Genomic DNA, 6,300 nt, shown 5'->3' with positions numbered 1-6,300 from the left:
TCGAGCATCTGGTCGGCCTCGTCGAGGACGAAGATCTCGGTCGCGCCCACGTTGATGGACTTCTGCTCCATGTGGTCGAGCAGGCGGCCCGGGGTGGCGACGAGCACGTCGACGCCGCCGGCGAGGGCCCGCATCTGGCCGCCGTACTTCACGCCGCCGAACACGACCGCGACGGTGAGGCCCAGGTGACGGCCGTAGGTCTTGAAGCTGTCGCCGATCTGGGTGGCGAGCTCGCGGGTCGGCGAGAGCACCAGCACCCGGCAGCTGCGCCGCGGGGCCGGCTTGCGGTCGTCGGCCAGCCTTTGGAGGATGGGAAGGGCGAAGGCGGCGGTCTTGCCGGTGCCGGTCTGGGCGATGCCCAGCAGGTCACGGCCCGAGAGCACGCCCGGAATGGCTTTCGCCTGGATCGGGGTCGGCGTTTCGTAGCCTTCTTCGGCCAGAGCCTTGAGAAGCGGCTTCGAGAGGCCGAGGTCGGTGAATTGAGTCAAAGTCTTTGCGTCTTTCACGTTGCGCAAAGGGCGGGCTCACGGCTTTGCCGTGGCTCGCTGTTGCGCGGTCTTGTTGGGAAGCGCCCCGCGTGGCCGGGCGATCGATGATCGTTCTGGGCGCTACGACAGGCTGGACCCGAGTGTGGGTCCCTCACGCGACTGGAGCGCCAATAGCGCCGGATCAAGGGCGCGAGGCCTACATCGGGGTCAGAGCGGTTAAAGTCAAGTAAAGGGGGCTATTGCGCCGCAGGGGGCGGGGTGGCCGCCGCGGCCGCGGTTCGAGTGTCCACGCCGGCCGCCTATGCCGTCGCCGTCCGACCGCCTATTGCCCAGGGAGCGGTTCATGGCATACAGGACGCTACGCGTCAGGCGCGCGTCCGGTCCGCGGAAAGGGCTTCAAGCCCGCTTCTGTACTGTGCGTATCACCCGCCCTTCTTTCGGCCCGGCATGCGGACATCGGGCTCCTTGAAAGGAGGACGATCATGCCCAGCGCACTTCCCCCCAATCCCGATCTTCGCCGCCTTCGCGACCTGGCGCGGGCTCTCCAGCGGAATTGCCGATCGGGCGAGCCGTCATCGCAACGTCGGCTCCTGTCGGTGTTTCCTGACGCCGATCCGGCGACAGTGGCCCTCTCCAAAACCCTGGCGGTGGTGGCGAGGGAGCATGGGTACGCCAGCTGGCCAAAGTTGAAAGCCGAGGTCGAGGCAAGGCGAGCCTCGCAGGCTGACGACCGGGCCCGCCGCAGGACGATCTACGAAGGCAAGGCCAAGATCCTCTACGAGGGGCCGGAGCCCGGCACGTTGATCCAGCACTTCAAGGACGACACGACCGCCTTCGACGCTGAGAAGCGGGCGGTGCTGGAGGGCAAGGGCGTCATCAACAGCCGCATCAGCGAGTTCGTCATGAGGCGGCTGAACGCGGTCGGGGTGCAGAACCACTTCATCGAGCGGCTCAGTCCGACCGAGCAGCTGATCAGGGAAGTGGAGATCATTCCGCTGGAGGTGGTCTGCCGCAACATCGCCGCGGGCTCGCTCTCGCAGCGCTTCGGCCTGCCGGAGGGCCAGCCGTTGCCGCGCGCCCTCATCGAGTTCTACTTGAAGGATGACAGGCTGCACGACCCGATGGTGGCCGAGGAGCACATCGCCGCGTTTGACTGGGCCTCGCCCCAGGAGATCGCCGACATCCGGGCCGTGACGCTCAAGGTGAACGACGAGCTCCGCGGGGTGTTCGGGGCGGTCGGCATCACCCTGGTGGACTTCAAGCTGGAGTTCGGGCGCGTGCGGGAAGGCGACGTCTCGCGCATCATTCTCGCCGATGAGATCAGCCCCGACAGCTGCCGGCTCTGGGACAGCGCCTCCCGCAAGAAGCTCGACAAGGACCGCTTCCGCCGCGACCTCGGCGATGTGGTCGAGAGCTACACTGAGGTGGCCCGCCGGCTGGGGGTCATGTAGCCGTTCGTCCCTGAAGGACATCTGCAGGGTTGGCTCGTCGTGGCGCGGATCCGCACCAGTCCGCGAGCTGGTTCTGGCGTGCCGGTGAGCGCTCAGGCGCGGGCTCTAAGGACCTCCAACCCCTCAGAGGGCGTGGAAGCGCCATTCGTTAATGGCGCTTCCAGCAGGCATGTCAGCCCTTCCTCACGCCAGGTCAGCGTCGTCGTCCCGCCGATCGCTCCACGCAGCGCGCGCTCGAGGACCGTGGTCCCGAAGCCGAGTTGGGCGGGCCGGCGCACTGGAGGTCCGCCGGCCTCCTCCCAGACCAACCTCAGCACCCCGCCGTGAGCGGTCCAAGACACCTTCACCCGCCCGCTCGAGCCCGCAAGCGCGCCGTGCTTCACGGCGTTGGTGGTGAGCTCGTGCACCGCCATGGCGAGGCCTTGGGCGAGCGCGGGATTGAGCGGCAGGCTCGGCCCTTGGATCTCGACGCGCTGGAGATCGCCCAGCACGAAGGCGCGCACCTCTTCCTCGACGAGCTGACGCAGGTCGGCGCCGTTCCACCGCGATGCGGCCAGGAGCTGGTGGGCGCGGGCGAGGGCATCCACTCGCCCGAGCACGATGGACCTCAGGGTGTCGGCGTCGTCCGCCCGGCTGAGCCTCACGGCGCCCTGGATCACCGACATAAGGTTGTTCGCGCGATGGTCGACCTCGCGCATGAGCAGCTCGAGCCGTTCCTCCGCGGCCTTGCGCTCGGACACGTCGCGATAGAAGACCGCCAGGCCCTGATCGGTCGGATAAGCCCGGGTCTCGAACCAGAGCGAGCGCCCATCGACGAAGTGGTAGCTGTGTTCCAGCTCTGCGGGGCGCGCGGTCTCCATCGCCTTGCGAAGCATCGCGCCGAGAGCCGAGTCCTCAGTGCCGGGCCAGAGCTCCCAGTGCGTCCGTCCGAGGATTGCGCTTCGCTCGCGTCCGTCGAGCCTCAGCCCCTCCGGGTTGATGGCCGTGACGCGGTACCGGCGGTCCAGCAGGATGAACCCCTCGGCCATGCTCTGGAGGACGCGCGCCATCTGGCTTTCAGCTGAGGCGCGGGTGAGCGCCGACCAGGTCCTTTCGGCGACCTGAAGCACCAGATCGCGATCGGCGGCTGTCCAGCGTCTTGGGCGGCCATCGTGAACATACATCGCGGCGATCATCCGCCCGCCCTTGATCAGGCTCGCCGTCAGGACGGAGCGCATCTGGAGCGCCGCGAACGCGGCTCGCGCCTCAGGCGAGTCGAAGCGCGGATCGGTGGTGACATCGTCGATCGACAGGGGCTCGCCGGCCTTCAGAGCGTTCCAGATCTCGGGGCCGAACGCGGCGAGGTCGTGGGTGCCGTTGTGATGGGGGATCGTCCCATCGGTCCAGTTGTTGGCGGTGGTGAAATAGCGCGCCTCGAAATCCACCTCGCCGTAACCGACCCGGCCGGCCTGAAGCTCTTCGCCCACCGCCCGCTGCGCCGTCGCGATGATGGCCGCCGGCTCCGAGAGATCCATCAGCTCGCGCTCGAGCTTCAGCCAGAAGGCCTGTGTCCGATTCGCCGCGACCTCCCGCGTCGTCTCCCGCAAGGGGCAGAAGATGCCCAGCACCCGCTGCTGCTCGTCCCGAACGGGCGTGTAGGAGAAGGCGAAGTGCGCCTCTTCCGGATACCCGTTGCGGTGAAGGACAAGCCGGATGTCCGGCATGTGGATCGGCTCGCCGGCGAAGGCGCGCGACATGATCGGGGCCAGATCGTCGGCGAGCTCCGGCCAGACCTCGAAGAAGGGCCGCCCCAAGGCGCCTGGGTGACGGGCGCCGAGGATCGGCGCGTAACCGTCGTTGTAGATCATCGTCCGCTCGGGACCCCAGAGCACCAGCATCGGCTGGTCGGCGTCGAGCATCACGTCCACCAGCGTCTTGAGCGCCGAGGGCCACCCGGGTTGCGGTCCCAGGGGTGAGTCCTGCCAGGCGTGTGCGTAGACAGCCTGGCGCATACGGGACTGGAAGGCGAAGGGCGCGCGATCGGCGGACACGAGCATCTTGCGTAAACGCCGCAGCGGGCGGTGAGGCTAAGGGCCTGTTCCTCCATGAGATATATTGCAAAGGCAAGCGCGGTTTCACGCCATCGACCGCCTGGGATCAGCGACCCTCGGACGGATCTGCGCGCCGGCCCCGAGGACCGCGAGAAGGAGATTCCGGCTGCCAAGCCGCGGGCAAGGCCGTAGGAAGGCGCCATGTCGGAAAAGCCGATCCTCCTCGTCGCCGCCTGCGCCCTCGTCGACGCTGACGGGCGGGTGCTGCTGTGCCAGCGGCCGGAGGGCAAGCAGCTGGCGGGGCTGTGGGAATTCCCCGGCGGCAAGGTGGAGGCGGGCGAGACGCCGGAGGCCTGCCTGATCCGCGAACTGAACGAGGAGCTGGGGATCACCGTCGCCCACGCCTGCCTCGCCCCGTTCGTCTTCGCGAGCCACGAGTACGAGAGCTTCCACCTCCTGATGCCGCTCTACCTGTGCCGGCGCTGGGAGGGGCAGGTGACCCGCCATGAGCACGCGGGCCTGGCCTGGGTTAAGCCGACGAAGATGGGCGACTACCCCATGCCGGCGGCTGACGCGCCCCTCGTCGCCTGGCTCCGCGACCTGTTGTGAAGGCCTGGCTGGCGGCCTTCCGCAGCGCCGAGGCGCTGCCGGAGCAGTTCGACGAGATGGTCGAGCGGCTGCACCGGCCGCTGGTGGAGAGGATCGCTGCGGAGGCCCGCGCGGCGGGCCGGTGCTGGATCGTCGGCGTCTGCGGGACCCAGGCGAGCGGCAAGTCCACCCTCTGCGCCGTCGTGGCCCGCTTGCTGGAAGAGGAGGGGCTGAGGGCCGCGGTGATCTCGATCGACGACCTCTACCTGACCCGCGAGGAACGGGAGGCGCTGGCGCGCGAGGTCCACCCGCTGCTGATCACCAGGGGTGTCCCCGGCACTCACGACGTGGACCTCGGGCTGCGGCTGTTCGACGAGCTGGCCCGGGCCGGGAGCGTGCGCCTGCCGCGGTTCGAGAAGGCCCGCGATACGCGCAGGCCCACGCAGGATTGGGACTCCTATGAGGCTCCGGCCGATGTGGTGCTGTTCGAAGGCTGGTGCGTCGGCGCTCGGCCGCAGGACGAGGCGGCGCTGGCGCAGCCGGTCAACGCCCTGGAGCGGGACGAGGACCCGGACGGCGCCTGGCGCGCTTACGCCAACACACAGCTCGCCGGACCCTACCAGGCGCTGTTCGGCCGCCTCGACCGGCTGGTGATGCTGCAGGCTCCCGGCTTCGAGACAGTGTTGGACTGGCGGCGCGAGCAGGAGGCCAAGCTCCGCGCCCGGCTCGCGGCCCAGGGCGGCGACCTCTCCCGCACGATGGACGAGGCGGCCCTCGTCCGCTTCATCGCCCACTACGAGCGGCTGACCCGCCACATCCTTTCCGAGATGCCGGCTCGGGCGGACGTGCTGGCGAGGCTCGGGCCGGCGCGGGAACTGCTGAACCTGCGCATTTGAGCGCGGCAGGCTGTGGCGGGCGTGATTTGAGTGCGGCTGGCGGGCCGGCCTGCGCCGCCGCCGTTCCGCTACCGCCTCCGGCGTGAGGCTCAGGGCCCGCTGGCCGGCTCGGCCGCCGGCGCCCGGGCCGGCGACGCGGGCAGGGCGCCGGGTTGGCTCACCGACCCAGCGGCCGGGGCGGGTGCGACGGCGGGGGCAGGGGCCATCGGGTCGGTGTCGGGGCTCGTGGCGAGGAAGCCCGGCAGGTAGAGGGCCATGGTGAAGGCGATGAAGGCCGCCGCCAGCGCCCAGGCGATCCAGATGAACAGCTTCTCGCCCATGCTGGCGCGCGCGGAATATTCGCCGTGGTCGTGCAGCTCGTGGTGGACGCCCGGCTCGTCGCGGATCCCGGAATGCGGGGCGGTGGAGTCCAGAGACATTGCGATCCCTCGTGGTGGTTCGCCTTTCTGAACAGCCCGGCGGCGCAGGCGTTCCCCTGCGCCTCAGTCCGCCTTCGGCAGCTTGTGCTCGACCGTGTTGAGGGCGTCGGCGAGGCGGGCCTTCGCGGAGCCGGGCTTCAGCGGCTGCTGCTGGCTGCCGTGCGGGGCCCAGCCGGTGAGGGTGAGGATCTCGAAGGTGGCGTCCACCTTGCCGTCCGGGCCGGAGAACCGCTCGGCGTAGATCTCGCAGGTGCGGGCGATCAGGGCGCGGGTGAGGGGGCGCGGGTGGCGGTCGGCCAGCACATTTGTCTCGCCCATCTGGCGCAGGTCCGCGAGCAGCCTCAGGGGGTGAGAATAACGGACGGTCACCCGGTCGACGTCCGCCACCGGCAGGGCGAAGCCGGCCCGCTGCAGCAGGCCCGCGGCGT

At 69.5% G+C, this 6,300-nt stretch carries 6 protein-coding genes and 1 pseudogene; 3 read left to right on the top strand and 4 right to left on the bottom strand.

Going from position 1 to position 6,300, the window contains the following annotated elements; genetic code table 11:
- Positions 1-488, bottom strand: a 488-nt coding sequence (locus VHK87_RS11080; RefSeq protein ID WP_329634954.1) for a DEAD/DEAH box helicase, incomplete at its 3' end; no start/stop codon positions are given.
- A 686-nt stretch (positions 489-1,174) separates the two neighbouring features.
- Here VHK87_RS11080 and purC point away from each other — a divergent pair.
- The gene (gene purC, locus VHK87_RS11075; protein WP_329634956.1) at positions 1,175-1,939 is read left to right on the top strand and encodes a phosphoribosylaminoimidazolesuccinocarboxamide synthase; all 765 of its coding nucleotides are present in this window, start codon (positions 1,175-1,177) and stop codon (positions 1,937-1,939) included.
- Between the two features lie 92 nt (positions 1,940-2,031).
- On the opposite strand, the gene VHK87_RS11070 is transcribed toward purC, so the two are convergent.
- The gene (locus VHK87_RS11070) at positions 2,032-3,969 is read right to left on the bottom strand and encodes a PAS domain-containing protein (protein ID WP_329634953.1); all 1,938 of its coding nucleotides are present in this window, start codon (positions 3,967-3,969) and stop codon (positions 2,032-2,034) included.
- Between the two features lie 201 nt (positions 3,970-4,170).
- Between VHK87_RS11070 and mutT the strand changes: the two genes are divergently transcribed.
- Positions 4,171-4,578: an 8-oxo-dGTP diphosphatase MutT gene (mutT, locus tag VHK87_RS11065; protein ID WP_329634952.1), complete on the top strand. Its 408-nt coding sequence runs from the start codon at positions 4,171-4,173 to the stop codon at positions 4,576-4,578.
- Entirely contained in the window at positions 4,557-5,453 is an 897-nt protein-coding gene (locus VHK87_RS11060; protein ID WP_414694141.1) for a kinase, read from the top strand. Before mutT ends, VHK87_RS11060 begins: the two co-directional genes overlap by 22 nt.
- A gap of 89 nt (positions 5,454-5,542) precedes the next feature.
- Here VHK87_RS11060 and VHK87_RS11055 read toward each other — a convergent pair whose 3' ends face one another.
- The gene (locus VHK87_RS11055) at positions 5,543-5,872 is read right to left on the bottom strand and encodes a hypothetical protein (protein WP_329634951.1); all 330 of its coding nucleotides are present in this window, start codon (positions 5,870-5,872) and stop codon (positions 5,543-5,545) included.
- Between the two features lie 63 nt (positions 5,873-5,935).
- Positions 5,936-6,300: pseudogene (locus VHK87_RS11050) on the bottom strand (SAM-dependent methyltransferase); the annotation flags it as partial.

Source organism: Phenylobacterium sp. (assembly GCF_036263695.1).
In the GTDB taxonomy this organism is placed as follows: Bacteria; Pseudomonadota; Alphaproteobacteria; order Caulobacterales; family Caulobacteraceae; genus Phenylobacterium.
Note: the sequence above shows the minus strand (reverse complement) of the source record. Positions and strands in the feature narration are given on the sequence as shown.

Excerpts from the sequence above, each read along its gene's own strand:
- VHK87_RS11055 (WP_329634951.1), bottom strand. The coding sequence starts at position 5,872 with ATGTCTCTGGACTCCACCGCCCCGCATTCCGGGATCCGCGACGAGCCG.
- mutT (WP_329634952.1), top strand. The coding sequence starts at position 4,171 with ATGTCGGAAAAGCCGATCCTCCTCGTCGCCGCCTGCGCCCTCGTCGAC.